The 14440-nt window shown below is 63.9% G+C and carries 18 protein-coding genes; 7 read left to right on the top strand and 11 right to left on the bottom strand.

Annotated features, from left to right (window positions below; all coding sequences use genetic code 11):
* Nucleotides 1–10 precede the first annotated feature (10 nt).
* On the bottom strand, nucleotides 11–787 hold the full coding sequence (locus ABIE20_RS09700) for a class II glutamine amidotransferase (RefSeq protein ID WP_429504690.1): 777 nt from the start codon (nucleotides 785–787) through the stop codon (nucleotides 11–13).
* A gap of 21 nt (nucleotides 788–808) precedes the next feature.
* Entirely contained in the window at nucleotides 809–1300 is a 492-nt protein-coding gene (locus ABIE20_RS09695) for an MFS transporter (protein ID WP_429504688.1), read from the bottom strand.
* An 84-nt stretch (nucleotides 1301–1384) separates the two neighbouring features.
* Between ABIE20_RS09695 and ABIE20_RS09690 the strand changes: the two genes are divergently transcribed.
* Nucleotides 1385–3436, top strand: a complete 2052-nt coding sequence (locus tag ABIE20_RS09690) for a S9 family peptidase (RefSeq protein WP_429504686.1) — start codon at nucleotides 1385–1387, stop codon at nucleotides 3434–3436.
* Nucleotides 3437–3573: 137 nt separating this feature from the next.
* Nucleotides 3574–4047, top strand: a complete 474-nt coding sequence (locus ABIE20_RS09685; RefSeq protein WP_123565863.1) for a cyclic nucleotide-binding domain-containing protein — start codon at nucleotides 3574–3576, stop codon at nucleotides 4045–4047.
* Here ABIE20_RS09685 and ABIE20_RS09680 read toward each other — a convergent pair.
* Nucleotides 4044–4316 (bottom strand): hypothetical protein, encoded by a 273-nt coding sequence (locus ABIE20_RS09680; protein ID WP_429504684.1) that lies wholly within the window; start codon nucleotides 4314–4316, stop codon nucleotides 4044–4046. The genes ABIE20_RS09685 and ABIE20_RS09680 overlap by 4 nt on opposite strands.
* A gap of 126 nt (nucleotides 4317–4442) precedes the next feature.
* Between ABIE20_RS09680 and ABIE20_RS09675 the strand changes: the two genes are divergently transcribed.
* From ABIE20_RS09675 to ABIE20_RS09665, 3 genes are all read left to right on the top strand, one after another.
* Nucleotides 4443–4814, top strand: coding sequence for a YajD family HNH nuclease (locus ABIE20_RS09675; protein WP_038996595.1), 372 nt, complete (start codon nucleotides 4443–4445; stop codon nucleotides 4812–4814).
* Nucleotides 4815–4875: 61 nt separating this feature from the next.
* A complete protein-coding gene (locus ABIE20_RS09670; protein WP_429504683.1) occupies nucleotides 4876–5346 on the top strand; it encodes an RNA methyltransferase in 471 nt (156 codons plus the stop codon).
* A 66-nt stretch (nucleotides 5347–5412) separates the two neighbouring features.
* Nucleotides 5413–5778: a YgaP family membrane protein gene (locus ABIE20_RS09665; RefSeq protein WP_429504681.1), complete on the top strand. Its 366-nt coding sequence runs from the start codon at nucleotides 5413–5415 to the stop codon at nucleotides 5776–5778.
* Here the strand turns inward: ABIE20_RS09665 and ABIE20_RS09660 are convergent.
* Both ABIE20_RS09660 and ABIE20_RS09655 read right to left on the bottom strand, forming a co-directional pair.
* Complete coding sequence (locus ABIE20_RS09660) at nucleotides 5775–6989, bottom strand: hypothetical protein (protein ID WP_429504821.1); 1215 nt, start codon at nucleotides 6987–6989, stop codon at nucleotides 5775–5777. The two genes, ABIE20_RS09665 and ABIE20_RS09660, sit on opposite strands and share 4 nt — an antisense overlap.
* Before the next feature lie 58 nt (nucleotides 6990–7047).
* Complete coding sequence (locus tag ABIE20_RS09655) at nucleotides 7048–7497, bottom strand: YcgN family cysteine cluster protein (protein ID WP_429504679.1); 450 nt, start codon at nucleotides 7495–7497, stop codon at nucleotides 7048–7050.
* Between the two features lie 148 nt (nucleotides 7498–7645).
* On the opposite strand from ABIE20_RS09655, the gene ABIE20_RS09650 reads away from it, so the two are divergent.
* Nucleotides 7646–8239, top strand: a complete 594-nt coding sequence (locus tag ABIE20_RS09650; protein WP_115088257.1) for a nitroreductase family protein — start codon at nucleotides 7646–7648, stop codon at nucleotides 8237–8239.
* A gap of 91 nt (nucleotides 8240–8330) precedes the next feature.
* On the opposite strand, the gene ABIE20_RS09645 is transcribed toward ABIE20_RS09650, so the two are convergent.
* From ABIE20_RS09645 to ABIE20_RS09625, 5 genes are all read right to left on the bottom strand, one after another.
* A complete protein-coding gene (locus tag ABIE20_RS09645) occupies nucleotides 8331–9263 on the bottom strand; it encodes a D-2-hydroxyacid dehydrogenase (protein WP_429504677.1) in 933 nt (310 codons plus the stop codon).
* A gap of 64 nt (nucleotides 9264–9327) precedes the next feature.
* Nucleotides 9328–9621, bottom strand: coding sequence for a YcgL domain-containing protein (locus tag ABIE20_RS09640; RefSeq protein ID WP_429504675.1), 294 nt, complete (start codon nucleotides 9619–9621; stop codon nucleotides 9328–9330).
* On the bottom strand, nucleotides 9618–10751 hold the full coding sequence (gene rnd, locus ABIE20_RS09635; protein ID WP_429504673.1) for a ribonuclease D: 1134 nt from the start codon (nucleotides 10749–10751) through the stop codon (nucleotides 9618–9620). The genes ABIE20_RS09640 and rnd overlap by 4 nt, the downstream gene beginning before the upstream one ends.
* A 99-nt stretch (nucleotides 10752–10850) precedes the next feature.
* Nucleotides 10851–12485 carry a phosphoethanolamine transferase gene (locus ABIE20_RS09630; RefSeq protein ID WP_429504671.1) on the bottom strand — a complete coding sequence of 545 codons (1635 nt, stop codon included), beginning with the start codon at nucleotides 12483–12485 and terminating at the stop codon, nucleotides 10851–10853.
* Nucleotides 12486–12654: 169 nt separating this feature from the next.
* On the bottom strand, nucleotides 12655–13020 hold the full coding sequence (locus ABIE20_RS09625) for a 5-carboxymethyl-2-hydroxymuconate Delta-isomerase (protein ID WP_429504669.1): 366 nt from the start codon (nucleotides 13018–13020) through the stop codon (nucleotides 12655–12657).
* 120 nt (nucleotides 13021–13140) lie between these two features.
* Here ABIE20_RS09625 and ABIE20_RS09620 point away from each other — a divergent pair, with 120 nt between their 5' ends.
* The gene (locus ABIE20_RS09620) at nucleotides 13141–13365 is read left to right on the top strand and encodes a YdcH family protein (RefSeq protein WP_429504667.1); all 225 of its coding nucleotides are present in this window, start codon (nucleotides 13141–13143) and stop codon (nucleotides 13363–13365) included.
* A 90-nt stretch (nucleotides 13366–13455) separates the two neighbouring features.
* Here ABIE20_RS09620 and ABIE20_RS09615 read toward each other — a convergent pair whose 3' ends face one another.
* Nucleotides 13456–14259, bottom strand: coding sequence for a phytanoyl-CoA dioxygenase family protein (locus ABIE20_RS09615; protein WP_093386256.1), 804 nt, complete (start codon nucleotides 14257–14259; stop codon nucleotides 13456–13458).
* Between the last annotated feature and the right edge of the window lie 181 nt (nucleotides 14260–14440).

The following is a 14440-nucleotide window of genomic DNA, read 5'->3' as shown; positions in this document are numbered from 1 at the left end:
GGGCTGATCCTTAGCTGGCCTGGCCTTGGGCGATGCATTCGCCACGGCGCCACAGGGCCCACTGGCCAGGCGCGTAGCGGTGCCAGGTTTCGTTCTCGGTGAGGGCCTCGGTGGCGATCACCGTGACCACGTCGTTAGGGGTGGTTTCGGCCTGGAAGTCGACGATCATGTCGACGTCCTTCAGCCGGGCCGGGCCGAAGGGGGCACGCCGGGTGATGTGTACCAGCTTGGTCGAACAGAAGCAGAACAGCCAGTCGCCATCGCTGAACAAACAGTTGAACACGCCCTTGCCACGGTACTCGGCGCACGCCTCGACCAGCACCGGCAGCAACTGCTCGACCTCGACCGGCTCGGGGAAGGCTTCGCGCACGCGGTTGAGCAGGTCGCAAAACGCCGCTTCGCTGTCGGTATCGCCGACCGGCCGGTAGAAGGTCGCCTGGCCCTTGAACTCGCCGAGCTGGCCGTTGTGCGCAAAGCACCAGTTGCGCCCCCACAGCTCGCGCACGAACGGGTGGGTATTGGACAGGCAGACCTTGCCGACGTTGGCCTGGCGAATGTGGCCGATCACCACTTCGCTCTTGATCGGGTAGCGCTGCACCAGGTTGGCGACTTCCGACTCGCAGCTCGCTGCCGGGTCCTGGAACAGACGCAGGCCACGGCCTTCGTAGAAGGCGATGCCCCAGCCGTCACGGTGCGGGCCGGTGCGCCCGCCGCGCTGCATCAGCCCGGTGAAGCTGAAAACGATGTCGGTCGGCACATTGGCGCTCATGCCCAGTAGTTCACACATGCTTGGCTGCTCCGGGCAATCCTACAGACGCGGCTCGACCCGCGTGCCACTGCCGCCCAGCGGCGCTGCAGGTGGCGGGTTACGGTAGCGGTCGCTGCGCTCGGCGGCGAACGGTTCATCGCTCACAGGCTCCTCGGCCTCGCGCTGCGCGGCGGCTTGCGCCTGCTCGCGGCGAGCCCTGGCGCGGCGCTCGAGCGGCCAGCGGATAAGCACGAACAGCGCGTACAGGGCAAAGGCGATCATGCCGTACATGGCCAGGTCGGCCGCAGCGCGCAGGGCGTTGTTGCCAACCTTGAACAGGGTATCGAGGGCGGCAATGGCGATGGCCGGGGCGAATTTTTCTTTCACCGGGTCGACGATGGTCGGGGTCAGCAGCAGCACCGCCATCAGCACCCGCAGCGGTTCACGCAGCCAGCGCCACATCCACGAGGTCAGGCGAAAGCCCACCAACAGGCATCCCAAGGCGGCAAGGGCGTAGAGGCCCCAGGCGAGCAGATAATCGTTCTCGGTCATGGTGTCCGTGGCAAGCTAGGTAAATAGACGCTTATGATAAACACTTTTCCGCGCGCAGGCGCCCCCCAGCCAAGAGAACCCCGCATGTCCGCAGACGCCACCGCTCCTCGTGCCCCGATTGCCCGCAAGGCCGCAGGTGCCGATCCCTATGCCTGGCTGCAGCAGCGCGACACCCCCGAGGTGCTGGCGTACCTGAACGCCGAGAACGCCTATCAAGAGGCGCAACTGGCCGCTCAGGCGCCGCTGCGCGAGCAACTGTTCGAAGAGATCAAGGCGCGCATCCTCGAGACCGACCTGTCGCTGCCCTCGCCCTGGGGCCCGTACCTGTACTACACGCGCACCACTGCCGGCGACGAGTACGCCCGCCATTACCGCTGCCCGCGCCCGGCCGACGATTCCAATACGGTCGATGAAAGCCGCGAAGAACTGCTGCTCGACCCTAATGAGTTGGCCAAGGGTGGCTTTTTGTCCCTGGGTGCCTTCAGCATCAGCCCCGACCACCAGCGCCTGGCCTACAGCCTGGACACCACGGGCGACGAGATCTACACCCTGTACGTCAAGGAGCTGGCCAGCGGCGCCATCGAGCAGCTGCCGTTCGAGGACTGCGACGGCAGCATGACCTGGGCCAACGATAACCAGACGCTGTTCTTCGCCGAGCTGGACGACACCCATCGCCCGCACAAGCTGTTGCGCCATCGCCTGGGCAGCGCCAGTGTCGAAGCGGTGTATGAAGAAACCGACGGCCGATTCTTTCTGCACTGCTACCGCGCCAGCTCCGAGCGCCAACTGATCCTGCTGCTCAACAGCAAGACCACCAGCGAAGCCTGGGTGCTCGACGCTGAACACCCCGAGCAGGCCTTCACCTGCCTGGCGCCGCGGGTCGAGGGTCACGAGTACTACCCCGACCATGGCCAGCTCGAAGGCCAGTGGCGCTGGTTTATCCGCAGCAACCAGGACGGCATCAACTTCGCCCTGTACCAGGCCGATGCCGATAGCGTGCCGAGCCGCGAGCAATGGCAACTGCTGGTGGCCCACCGCGACACGGTGATGCTCGAAGGCCTGACCCTCAACGCCAGCGCCCTGACCCTGAGCCTGCGCGAAGGCGGCCTGCCGATCATCGAAGTGCGCCCGCAAGGCCTGCCGGCCTACCGCGTCGAGCTGCCGGACGCCGCCTACAGCCTGTACGTGCAGGACAGCCTGGAGTTCGTCAGCCCGCGCATCCGCCTGCGTTACCAATCGCTCAACCGCCCGGCCCAGGTACGCCAGCTGGAGCTGGCCAACGGCGCCCAGCAAGTGCTCAAGCAAACCCCGGTGCTCGGCCCGTTCGACCCGGATGCCTACGTCAGCCAGCGCCTGTGGGCCACTGCCGCCGACGGCACCCAGGTACCGATCAGCCTGGTGCAGCGCCGCGTCGACGTCGGCAAGCCGGTGCCGCTGTACCTGTACGGGTATGGCGCCTATGGCGAAAGCCTCGACCCGTGGTTCTCCCACGCCCGCCTGAGCCTGCTCGAACGCGGCGTGGCCTTTGCCATCGCCCACGTGCGTGGCGGCGGCGAGCTGGGTGAAGCCTGGTACCGCGCCGGCAAGCAGGAGCACAAGCACAACACCTTCGGCGACTTCATTGCCTGCGCCGAGCACCTGATCGCCCAGGGCGTTACCTGCGCCGGGCAACTGGCGATCAGCGGCGGCAGCGCTGGTGGCCTGCTGATCGGCGCGGTACTAAACCAGCGCCCGGAGCTATTCAAGGTGGCGATTGCCGAAGTGCCGTTCGTCGACGTGCTCAACACCATGCTCGACCCGGAACTGCCGCTGACCGTCACCGAATACGACGAGTGGGGCAACCCCGAAGAACCCGAGGTGTACGAGCGGATCAAGGCCTACGCACCCTATGAAAACGTCCGCGCCCAGGCCTACCCAGCCCTGCTGGTGATCGCCGGTTACAACGACAGCCGCGTGCAGTACTGGGAAGCGGCCAAGTGGGTGGCGCGGCTGCGGGTGACCAAGACCGACGACAACCTGCTGCTGCTCAAGACCGAAATGGGCGCCGGCCACGGCGGCATGAGCGGACGCTACCAGGGACTGCGCGATGTGGCGCTGGAGTATGCGTTCGTATTTAACGTGCTGGGCGTGGTGTAAATCGGAAAATTTGTTGTCTGATCAAGCGAATCGCCGGCCAGGCTTGCTGCCACAAATCCTGTGGGAGCTGGCCTTGCCAGCGATGGGCTGCGCAGCAGCCCCAGAACAGACACCACAAAACTAAAAGAACGACGCCAATGCCTGAACCCACCCACCTCAACAACGAAATCCGCGACATGCTCATGGACTGCGGCCTGTTCGACCAGTTGCTGCCTGTCGACTTCCAGGCCGCCGCCGGCTATTTCAGCATCAGCAGCATGAGCGAAGGCGCTGAAATTTTCCGCGAAGGCGATGCCGGCACCTTCATGTGCATCATCCACCACGGCGTGGTTTCGGTGCGCAAGACCGACGCCGAGCAGCGCCAGGTCGAAATCGCTACCCTGCGCAAGGGCCGCGCCTTCGGCGAAATGGCCGTGCTCGACGGTGAACGGCGCTCGGCCAGTTGCATCGCTGCCAGCGATTGCCAGTTGCTCAACCTGGGCAAGGACTCGCTGGAAAAGATGCTCAACGACGCCCCGAAGATCGCCGCCAAGATCATTCGCGCCCTGGCCGTGGCCCTGTCGCGGCGCCTGCGCATGCAGGACGGCCAGCGCCTGGCACAGCAGGTCTAGTCGCCCTTGCCCTTGCTGTTGTCCGGATTCAGGCCGGGCAACGGCTGGTCCTTGGGCGGAGCGGGCAGCGGCATCGGCGGCAGCAATGGCGAGCCCGGTCGCGCATCACCGGCCCGCGGCGGCGTACTTGGCGTCACCTGCGGATAGGGTGTTGGCGTGGCGGTGCCCGGCGCCCCCGGCACTGGTGTGATCAACCGTGGCTGCAGCTCGGCGGCCGCGGCAGTTTGCAAGCTGGCACAGATCAGTACGGCAATGATCGCGTAACGCATGCACAGGCTCCTTGAAGGTCCTGGCTACAGGCTACTCCCACGGCGCACGGTTTGCCTGTCCGAATTGCCCGCCATCGGGCTAAACTTCAAGGCATAACCGTAACAAGCCCGAGAAAAGGTAATCCCATGAGTTCGTCATCCTCTGCCGCCGCCACCGCACGGCTAGACCGCATCCTCGCCGACGCCAAGCGCGACAAGGAAATGGGCTACCGTGACAAGGCCCTGCGCATGTACCCGCACGTGTGTGGCCGCTGCGCCCGTGAGTTCGCCGGCAAGCGCCTGAGCGAGCTGACCGTGCACCACCGTGACCACAACCACGACAACAACCCCCAGGACGGTTCCAACTGGGAGCTGCTGTGCCTGTACTGCCACGACAACGAGCACTCGCGCTATACCGACCAGCAGTACTTCAGCGAAGGCTCGACCAGCAGCCCGAGCATCGCCAAGGCCACCCACAATCCGTTTGCGGCCCTGGCCGGGATGCTGAAAAAGGACTGAAGCGCCCACAGTCGCCGGCAAGCCCGTATAATCGCGTCTTTTTTGCGAAGGGCCCCGGCACGTGGCGAACAAACGGTACAGCTGCATTGGTCTGTTCAACCCCAAGTCAGCAGAGAACGTCGGTTCGGTGATGCGCGCCGCGGGTTGCTACGGCGTCAACTCGGTGTTCTACACCGGCAAGCGCTATGAGCGCGCCCGCGACTTCGTCACCGACACCAAGCGTGTGCGTTACGATATTCCGCTGATCGGCATCGACGACCTGCAGAAGATCATCCCCCTGGGCTGCACGCCGGTGGCGGTCGAGCTGGTCGATGGTGCCCGGCCGCTGCCCGAATACACCCACCCGGACCGTGCGATCTACATCTTCGGCCCCGAAGACGGCTCCCTCGACCCGAGCGTGCGGGCCTGGTGCGAAGAGACTATCTACATCCCGACCAACGGTTGCATGAACCTTGCCGCCACGGTCAACGTGGTGCTTTACGACCGTCTGGCCAAGGGCCTGAATACCCGCTCCGGACCGAAGTTCAAGTAACTCGACTGAACACCCCGCCCTGCCCGGCGGTCTGCTGTAGACCATCGCCCCTACTGGAGAATGATCATGTCCGAGAAACAGACGCTTATCCCGGCCAACTCAGCGCATATGGCCAGCGAACAGAACGTCCACGGCTGGGAACGCGCAGGCTCGGTCGCCACCGGGGTGATCATGGTCGGCAAGGGCCTGCGCCGTGGCGGCCTGTTCGGCTTGATTCAGGTGGCTATCGGCGGCGTCGCTCTGGCCAGAGGCATCACCGGCCACAGCTCGGTAAAAAGCCTGATCGAGCGCGGCCGTAGCGACCTGGACAACATTCGCAGCAAGATCGAACGCAGCGGCGCCGAGCTGCAAGCGCTACAGGCCAACGCCGAAGCCGCCACCCGCGGCACCACGGTGACCGGCAACGACGCCCTGCAAGACCCCAAGCCTTAACGCAGCAGCTTGCTCTGCAGCACCTCGGACGATTTGCCCAGCACGCTTTCGCTGAGCTGGATGAACTCCGCGGTGCTGACGCTGTTCAGGCGCATCATCGCCCGGGTGACATCATCCAGTGAACGCTGGTTGTGGGTGTGCAGGCGGATTTCCTGGTCAAGCGCGCGCAACAGCAGCACGCCACGGGCGATCACCGCGCTATCGACCTGCTCGCCGCGCAAGCTGCTGACCTTCTTGCCACTGCGCTCAAGGCTCGCCTGCTGGGCCTGGTAGCGCTCCTCGGTCATGCCGCCGGCGCGGCGTAGCAGCTCGCTGGCGTAGTACTCGGCCAGGCTCTCACCGATCCAGTCGCTGGCTTCGCGGTCGTTGATCTGCGCGAACACATGCACCAGCTCACGCAGCAGCGGGCTCGAGCCGTTCTCGCCGACCAGCGCACGGCTGCTGTGCAGGTAGATGGAATTGTGCCCGGCCCGCGCCCCCCGCCACAGCTCATCGCGGGCGCCGACCAGCAGCAGCTTGGGCGGGTTGCGCGGGAATACCGCCTGCAGCTGCGGCCAGACGAAAGTCAGCAGGGTCAGGTTGTCCAGCCGGCGCATGCCCTGGCCTTGGGGTGCGGCGACACTGACTTCGGTTTCACCCAGGCGCGCGCGGCGGGTGCCGACGGTGCCGGCAAGCATCCAGCCGGTCGGGCGGTCGAACAGGCGCGAAACGTTGTCGATGCGAAAGCGCTGCTTGCCGATGCGCGGCCACGGCGTCTCGACGCTTTTCCAGCCCTTGGGCAGCTCGAAGCTCAGGCGTGCCACCAGTTCGGTGCCGTCGTGCTGGTCCAGGCGTGCCGGCGGCACCAGGTCATCGCCGCGAAACAGCGCCCAGTCCGGGGTCATGCGGGTCTCGAAAGCGCCGCCCTTGAGGCGCTGGCTAAGACGTACCTTGTAGGTCAACTGGCTCTTGCCCGGCGCCGGTTGCCAGTGGCCACGCTGATCGTCGCCCTGTACCTGCCATTGGCCGTCGGCCTGAAAGTCGCTGTAGGCGCCGTCCTTGCCCAGGTCGAAGTCCAGGCTGCGCACGCTGGCGCCATCAGCCAGGGTCAGGCGCACTTCGGCCTGCTCGCTTTGTGGCAACAAGCGCACGTGGTAATCCAGATCGACCTTTTTCGCCCAGGCCGGCGAACTGGCCAGCAGGCCCAACACCAGCCACCCATGGCAACGCACACGCATACAGAAACTCCTTGTTCCGCCAAACGCGATTTCCGACGACCCTCTGCGGGGCTCAGCCGGCGCGGAAAATCAGATAGTCTTCCCAGTCGTCTTCATCGACGCTGTCTTCGCTGAGCATGCGCCCGGATTGTGAAATCCGTTGCTTGTGCACCTGCTCGCGATCGCCGCACACCAGGTGATGCCAGCCGGGCAGGTCCTTGCCCTCGCTGACCAGGCGGTAACCGCAGGTGGTCGGCAGCCACTTGAACTGGTCGGCCTTGCCCGGCGTCAGCTGGATGCAGTCGGGTACGATCTGCATGCGGTTCGGGTAATCGCTGCACTGGCAGGTCTTGAGGTCCAGCAACTTGCAGGCGATACGTGTGTAATAGACGCTATTGTCGTCTTCATCTTCAAGCTTTTGCAGGCAGCACAGGCCACAGCCGTCACACAGCGACTCCCACTCCTGACGATCGAGTTGCTCGAGGGTTTTACGCATCCAGAATGGATTGGCGTTGGCAGTCATGTAGCGGGTGTCCTGTTTCAATTCGTGCGCAGTGGCGCGGCGGCGCCAGTCTAGGGCCTGACACCGGCCATTGCCAGACCGCTTGTCAGCGCTCATATGACACAGTAGTTTGACCAGCGGTCACCACCCCAACTCTCAGGAACTCAAGATGAGTGCAAATCCTCGCGTTGCCGATCACGCCATCAACGAACAGTTCATCCAGCGCTGGTCGCCGCGCGCCTTCACCGGCGAGCCGATCGACCAGGCCACCCTGCTGAGCTTCCTGGAAGCCGCACGCTGGGCACCTTCGGCCTACAACTCGCAGCCCTGGCGCTTCCTCTATGCCCGCCGCGACACGCCGAACTGGGAACGCTTCCTTGGTTTGCTCAACGAGTTCAACCGCAGTTGGGCCCAGCACGCCTCGGCGCTGGTGATCATCATTTCCAAGACCAGCTTCACCGCGCCGGGCGCCAGCGAAGAAACCCCGGCCCTGTGGCACACCTTCGACACCGGCTCGGCCTGGGGACACCTGGCGTTGCAGGCGAGCCTGAGCGGCTGGCACACCCACGGCATGGCCGGTTTCGATCAGGAACTGACCCGCAAGGAGCTGAAGATTCCCGAAGGCTACGCCCTGCACGCGGCAGTGGCGATCGGCAAGCTGGGCGACAAGTCGACCCTCGCTGAAGGTCTGCAGGCGCGGGAAGTACCGAGCCCGCGGCGGCCGTTGAGCGAGTTGGCGGCTGAGGGTGATTTCAGCCTGTAGTTTTCAAGGGCTGCTCTGCAGCCCATCGCTGGCAAGGCCAGCTCCCACTGGGTCAAGGGTGCCGTCAAACCTGCGGGAGCCGGCATTGCTGTTAGTAGCCGCGCTGAAAGTCCACTTCCCCGCGTAACCCTTGACCCGCCTCATACGCTCGCAGGTTCTCGACAAACAAGCGCACCATCGCCGCCGGCGAGGTCGGCGCCGAGCTGTGCCCGGTCAGCAGCAAGCCCCAGGCGGTCCAGAACGGATGGCGCTGGGGCAGCGGCTCCTGGCGGCAGACATCGATCACCGCGCCGGCCAGATGGCCCTTCTTCAAGGCCTCGACCAGGTCGGCATCGACCACCGCCACGCCGCGCCCGGCATTGATGAACAGCGCTTCGGGGTTGAAGCGCTGGAACAACGCCGCGTTGTACAGGTCATGGGTCGCCGGAGTATCCGGCAGCAGGTTGATGACGTAATCGACTTCGCCGACCAGACGCCCCAGGTCGTCAAGACCGGCCACTTCGATAAACGGCGCCTGCTGGCGCGGCTGGCTGGCGATGCCGTACAGCTGCACGCCGAACGGCAACAGAAACTGCGCCACCTGCTGGCCGATATCACCGGTGCCGACGATCAGCGCCCGGCGCCCTTGCAGGCTGCGTCCGGGGCGGTCATCCCACTTACGCTCGACCTGGCTGACCAGGCGCGCCAGCACCTCGCGCTCGTGGCCGAGCATGTAGGTGAGCACGTATTCGGCCATGACCTGGCCAAAGATGCCCACCGCCCGGGTCAGGCGGTAGTCGCGCTGCAGGCCGTCAGCCAGTAGCGGCGTGATGCCGGCCCAGGTCGATTGCAGCCACTGCGGCTGATGGCCCTGGCGCAGCAGGGTGGCCAACAGGTCCGGCTGGCCCAGCCACACCGGGCTGGCGGCGGCCATCCGCGCAAGCTCGGCCGAATCACCACTGTTCAGGACCTCCAGGTCCGGTGCCATCTCGCGCAACAGCCGAGCGTAGAGGGCATGATCCTGTTCAGCGATCAAAACACGCATGTTCATAACAACCTTGGGTAACGGCGAAGGCCGCCAGGGGCTGGCGGCGCGGCTGTGAGGGAGGTCAGATCGGGTCGTTGCGACGCAGCAGCTCTTCTGGCAGGTGCTCGATGTACTCGTCCTCGGCCGGCGGCATCTGCAGGTGATAGCCCTGCTGCTCGAGGTTTTCCAGGACCTTGGCGATATCTTCGCGGGCCAGTTGGCGTTCCGGGGTCAGGACCAGGTCAAAGGCATGCACCGGCTTGCCGAAGAACGGCAGCAGAGCCTCGGGTACGCGCTCCAGGCCCTCGGCCTTGAGCACGTACAGGTACATTTCGTTCTTGCGCGGGCTCTTGTAGATCGAGCAGATACGTTTCATGGTTGGTCTCCGGCGCCCGCCAGGCAATCGAGCAGCGCCTGCCCCATGCGCTCACGGCGCCAGCCGCGCAGCGACTCGGGGAGTTGATAGGGTCCGTTGGGGTAACCGCTCTTGAGCAGCAGTTCCAGGGTTTTCTTGCGCAGCATCAGCTCGGGGGCGATGTTCAGGCGCTCGCCTTCGGCCTGGCCGATGGCGCGCAGTTGCTTGAGCAGCGCCGAGGCTTCGATCGGCAGCGGCTCGGGCACCGCCGGCGGCCATTGCTCTGGCGGCAGGCTGGCGGCCTGCTTGATCAGGCCGAGTAAAAACTCGCCATCCTGACGAATGGTGCGCGGGTGCATGTCTTCGATCTTGGCCAGCGCCGACAGTGAGTCCGGCTGGGTGCGGGCCATCGGCCACAAGGCGTTTTCGCGCACGATACGGTTGCGCGGCAGGTCGCGGGCACGGGCTTCGCGCTCGCGCCAGGCGCACAGCTCGCGCAGCACCGCCAGTTGCGCACGCGACAGCTTCCAGGCCAGCTTGGCCTCGCGGTACAGCTCGTAGGGGTCGGTTTCGCGGCGCAGCTGGGCAACCAGTTCGGCGCCGTCTTCAAGCACCCAGGCGTTCTTGTCATCCGACAATTGCGGGCGCAGGCGCTCGTACAGTTCGGCCAGGTGCACGGCGTCTTCGGCGGCGTAGCTGACCTGGGTTTCCGACAGCGGGCGTTGCAGCCAGTCGGAGCGGGTTTCACCCTTGGGCAAGTCGATGCCGAGCACCTCCTGAACCAGGCGCGAATAGCCCATGGAGAAACCCAGGTTGAGGTAACCGGCGGCCAGCTGGGTGTCGAACAGCGGCGCCGGCAGGCTGCCGGTCAGGCGCGACAGCACTTCGAGGTCTTCGCTGCAGGCATGCAGGACCTTGATCACCTGCGCATCTTCGAGCAGGCCGGCCAGCGGCTGCCAGTCGCCGATGCGCAGCGGATCGATCAGGTAGGCCCGTGCCCCGTCGCCGACCTGGATCAAACCGGCTTTCGGATAAAAGGTATCGACCCGCATGAACTCGGTGTCGAGTGCCACGAAGGGCAGCGTGCGCCACTGCTGGCAATGCTCTGCCAGGCTGCGGTCATCGCAAATCCAGTGAATATCAATGGCCACAAGGCTCTCCCACAAACAATGGCGCGCAGTATATACGGCGCAGGCCATCGTCGGGAAACCACTCGACCGCTACCCCTGCCGCCGCTACCGCGCCTGTGATCAGTGCCGGGCCAACATCGGCCGGCAACTGGCGAACAGGTCCAGCTGCGGCTTGTACAGGGTGGTGTGCACCTGCAGCAGGCCAAGCATGGAATGGAACAGGTTGTCCTGGCTCAGCGGGCGGTTGCGGGCCTTCTGCAGGCAGTCGCCATCGACACCGAAGCTGGCCTTGTAGCTGTCGGAGAACCACGCCAGCAGCGGCACGTGTTTCTGCTGCTCCGGCGCCAGCATGTACGGCGTGCCGTGCAGGTACAGGTTGTACTCACCGAGCGATTCGCCATGATCGGACAGGTACAGCATGGCAGTGTCGACCTTGTCCTGCTTGCTGCGCAGCAGGTCGATCAGCGAGGCCAGGACATGATCGGTGTAGACCAGGGTGTTGTCATAGGCATTGACGATGCTGTCCTGGCTGCACTGGTTCAGGGCGTTGCTGCGGCACACCGGGGTGAAGCGCTCGTAGGCTCTGGGGTAACGCTTGTAGTAGTCCGGCCCGTGGCTGCCCATCTGGTGCAGGACCAGCACGGTGTCTTGTTGCAGGTTGTCGATGAAGCTGTCCAGGCCCTTGAGCAGGATCTCGTCGCGGCATTCGTTGTCGGCGCACAACGCCGGGTCCTTGAGGTTGCTGACATCCTCGAAGGTCACGCGGTCGCACGTGCCCTTGCAGCCAGACTGGTTGTCGCGCCAGCGCACCGCCAGCCCGGCCCGCTGCAGCACATCGAGCAGGCCTTCCTGGTTTTTCGCGGTGCTGGCGTCGTAATCCTTGCGGGTGAAACCGGAGAACATGCAGGGCACCGACACGGCGGTTTCGGTGCCACAGGAGTGCACGTCGGTGAAGGCGATCAGGCCCTGTTCCTGGCTCAGTTGCGGCGTGGTATCACGGCCATAGCCGAGCACCCCGAAGTTCGGCGCCCGGGCGCTCTCGCCGACCACCAGCACGGTCAGCGACTTGCGCGTATGTTGCTGCCAGGCGACATCGAGCCTGGCGTCCTCGCCGATGGCGCGAAACGGTTTGGCGGCGCTGCCGACCCGCTCGCCGACATAGCCCAGGGAGGCACCGACAACATTGCTCGGCACCAGCATCAGGCGGATTTCATGGTGATTGCGAAACAGCGAAGCCAGGCCCTGGTAATTGATCAACGCAACGGCGCCCAGCACCACAACACAGGCGACACTGGCAAGCAACTTGCCGAACAACTCGCGGGCCCAGTTGCGGTATAAAACCGGTGTCTTGCACAATAATAAAGACGGCAAAACACCTAACCCAACGATATATAAAAAAAGTTTAATCGAGAGCAGGTCACGTACTTCCGTGGCATTGGTCTCCATGGCATTGCGCAGCATGCCGACATCAATCATTACGCCATACTGGCTCATGAAGTAAGCCACCCCGGCGCTGAGCATGAACAACGTGATCAGCAGCGGCTTGAGCAGCGGCCTGAAGGCCAGCAGGGTCAGTACCAGGTTGAACGCACAGAGGATCATCACGCCAAAGGCCGCGCGCAACAGCAGGCCATGGCCATCGGTGGAGAGCACCGAGGCCAGGTGTTGCCACAACAACGAGTTGAAGCCGATCAACAGGTACAGGCTGGCAATCAACGTGACCCATTCGGCCCGCAGGGGTTTGACCTTGAACATGACGGTTCGCTTATTTAAACGACGGGAACAGTGCCGTTGCGGCACTACCTGGAAACTGCCCGAACTTTAAGTAGCGAGTCATCAATTTTTTGTGAAAAAGACGCCAACAAATAGTTGCCTGGCGTCTATTCAAGCACGTTGTTCAGCCTTTATTCAGCACAGTGCTAATTCACGCCGGCACGTGCACTTTTGAATAGGAATCACGATCAATATCGATCACTTCGACGCACAACTGGATGTCCAGCCCCGGCGTGCCCGGCACGGCTTCCTTGAGTACCTCCAGCAGGCTGGCTGACAGTTGGCGTTTGATCTCGGCCGAACGCCCGCTGAGGATCGCCAGCTTGATGTGGGCGAACGCGCGCTCCACCGGCGCCACGCCAACGCGAAAGCTTGCCAGGGCCACGGCACGGCTCTTGATGTCCAGCTCTTCGGCGAACTGGCCGCTGCCGACCAGGGCATGGTTCAGACGCAGCAGCAGGCGGTCGACCTCGAGGTTTTTCAGGTTGTCGCTGTATTCCACATGAAGATGAGGCATTGCACGGAGTCCTGGGCGGGGCAAATGTTGCAACAGACTACCCCAGCCCCGAAACCCGGCAAAGACGACTATCCTCTAAGTTCATGACTTCCACCCCACAAACCCCGGAGAGGTGAAGAAATGCCGGTCAAGCACGATTTGCTCGCAGACTTGAATCTGACCAAGGAGCAGTTCATCGAGAAGAAACAACACGACCCGCGGCTGAGTCAGCTGCATGAAGACTACAACCGCAAAGACGCCGAAGTCGTCGATGCCGAGAACGATAGCGCCGCCGATGACACCGTCACCCGGCTGCGCAAGGAACGCCTGAAGATCAAGGACGAGATCGTCGCCCATCTGAAGTAGCCCGCAATACCTGTGGGAGCGGGCTTGACCCGCGATAGCGATCTACCTGCCACATCGCATCGCCAGGCAAGCTCGCTCCTGCCAGCCCCCTTAAGACCGCGCCCACACCACCGGAAACCAGTCCTCGCGCATGCGATCGCCGCTCTTCAGGTCAATCCCCGGAAACGGCGGCGAAGTCCGCCCGGGCCGCTGGATATAGCGCACATCGTCGCCCATGAAGCGGGTCGAGAAGGCCCGGCGGCGGTTGCTGCCGTTGTTGCCGGCAGCACCATGCACGGTGCGAAAATCGAACACCACCGCATCACCTGGCTCAAGCTCCGGCGAGAGGATCTGGTACTCGCCGTTCTCCACGTCCGGCATGTCCATGAACAGGCTTTCACCGGAGCCTGCATCGGTGGCGCCATAGAAATCCTTGTTGCTGGCCCAGCTCTTGGGCCGTACCGGCTTGGGCCAGCGATGGGAGCCGAGCACTACGCTCAGGGTGTTGTGGCGGGTGACCGGGTCCAGCGGTATCCAGTAGCTGGCGGTTTGCAGGCCGTCGACGCAGTAGTACGGCAGGTCCTGGTGCCAGGGCGTGGGCTTGGAGGTGCCCGGCTCCTTGACCAGAATGTGTTCATGGAACACCTGCACTTGCCGCGACTGCATCAGCGCCCCGGCAAGCGCCGCAGCGGGCGAGTTGAGCACGAAGTCCTTGAATGCCGGGATGCGTTGCCAGTTGCAGTAATCCTCGAAGAAGCGCCCGCCTTCGCCACTGCCGACGTTCTCGATGGCAAAGGCGCTGGGCGCGGCCAGGTTCTGTTCAAAACCTTCGCGCAGCGGTTCGATCCAGTCGCGGAACACGCCACGCAAGACCACTGCACCGTCACGCTGGAACTGTTCGATATCGGCATTCATCGCAGACCACCTCTCTTGTTGTAATGACAAAAGTATTGGGCGCCCGCGCGCAGCCGGTAAACCACAGATTACCTATGCGCCACTATAGGCAATCTGTATGGCACGGCGGTTGTCAGCCCCCTGCCTTTGGCCGGTTAATGGCCCTGCCTGTGTCCTACGGCGCCTTGCTATCCAAGAATAA

The organism is Pseudomonas sp. 2835, assembly GCF_050435905.1.
Classification (GTDB): domain Bacteria; phylum Pseudomonadota; class Gammaproteobacteria; order Pseudomonadales; family Pseudomonadaceae; genus Aquipseudomonas.
This window is presented reverse-complemented; position numbering and strand designations above follow the sequence as displayed.

Coding starts and splice junctions, on each gene's coding strand:
- ABIE20_RS09700 (WP_429504690.1), bottom strand. CDS start 787: ATGTGTGAACTACTGGGCATGAGCGCCAATGTGCCGACCGACATCGTT.
- ABIE20_RS09695 (WP_429504688.1), bottom strand. CDS start 1,300: ATGACCGAGAACGATTATCTGCTCGCCTGGGGCCTCTACGCCCTTGCC.
- ABIE20_RS09690 (WP_429504686.1), top strand. CDS start 1,385: ATGTCCGCAGACGCCACCGCTCCTCGTGCCCCGATTGCCCGCAAGGCC.
- ABIE20_RS09685 (WP_123565863.1), top strand. CDS start 3,574: ATGCCTGAACCCACCCACCTCAACAACGAAATCCGCGACATGCTCATG.
- ABIE20_RS09680 (WP_429504684.1), bottom strand. CDS start 4,316: ATGCGTTACGCGATCATTGCCGTACTGATCTGTGCCAGCTTGCAAACT.
- ABIE20_RS09675 (WP_038996595.1), top strand. CDS start 4,443: ATGAGTTCGTCATCCTCTGCCGCCGCCACCGCACGGCTAGACCGCATC.
- ABIE20_RS09665 (WP_429504681.1), top strand. CDS start 5,413: ATGTCCGAGAAACAGACGCTTATCCCGGCCAACTCAGCGCATATGGCC.
- ABIE20_RS09655 (WP_429504679.1), bottom strand. CDS start 7,497: ATGACTGCCAACGCCAATCCATTCTGGATGCGTAAAACCCTCGAGCAA.
- ABIE20_RS09650 (WP_115088257.1), top strand. CDS start 7,646: ATGAGTGCAAATCCTCGCGTTGCCGATCACGCCATCAACGAACAGTTC.
- ABIE20_RS09645 (WP_429504677.1), bottom strand. CDS start 9,263: ATGCGTGTTTTGATCGCTGAACAGGATCATGCCCTCTACGCTCGGCTG.
- ABIE20_RS09640 (WP_429504675.1), bottom strand. CDS start 9,621: ATGAAACGTATCTGCTCGATCTACAAGAGCCCGCGCAAGAACGAAATG.
- ABIE20_RS09630 (WP_429504671.1), bottom strand. CDS start 12,485: ATGTTCAAGGTCAAACCCCTGCGGGCCGAATGGGTCACGTTGATTGCC.
- ABIE20_RS09625 (WP_429504669.1), bottom strand. CDS start 13,020: ATGCCTCATCTTCATGTGGAATACAGCGACAACCTGAAAAACCTCGAG.
- ABIE20_RS09620 (WP_429504667.1), top strand. CDS start 13,141: ATGCCGGTCAAGCACGATTTGCTCGCAGACTTGAATCTGACCAAGGAG.
- ABIE20_RS09615 (WP_093386256.1), bottom strand. CDS start 14,259: ATGAATGCCGATATCGAACAGTTCCAGCGTGACGGTGCAGTGGTCTTG.